We start from the raw sequence: 478 nt of genomic DNA on the forward strand, positions 1-478 counted from the left end.
TAACGCCGCGTTAAGGGGTGCAGGCACGCAATACAAAAGCTACCGCACAGTGCCGTAACCACCGAACTCAACGCAAACTGAAAATGCCACGCGTGCCAAATCCCACTTAAACGCTTTGTTATGCTTAAGCTTCAATGACTTACGTTTTACCAAAACCGAGATTAACTCAGCTTTAACTCACAAACAAAAGCCAAAAACCAAAAGACTGAAATGACTCATAATTTTGAAAATCAGACTTTGAACTTTGGCAGATAAAGCCGAAAAACCTAAGATCAAACTTCTGATTGAGCCAACCGCCCTAGCCTCACGCTTGCCCGAAAATTGATTGAGGCAACGCTCTGAATTTCCAGCGCCAAAGAATAAGTGTCCAGAAAACAGCGCCCACTGAAGCAAACTTGCCGACAAACTCAAAACTAACCAGCCGAGGGAACAAAGAAAAGCCATAAACCACTGATTTTTGGTGATTAAGCATAACGCC

Annotated in this window: 1 protein-coding gene; it reads right to left on the reverse strand. The window is 43.7% G+C overall.

The window, feature by feature from the left end; all coding sequences use genetic code 11:
• Window positions 1-177: 177 nt before the first annotated feature.
• On the reverse strand, window positions 178-478 hold a 301-nt coding region (locus UF06_RS26895; RefSeq protein WP_171816741.1), incomplete at its 5' end, for a hypothetical protein.

The sequence above is a fragment of the Vibrio sp. S234-5 genome, from assembly GCF_000960595.1.
Classification (GTDB): domain Bacteria; phylum Pseudomonadota; class Gammaproteobacteria; order Enterobacterales; family Vibrionaceae; genus Vibrio.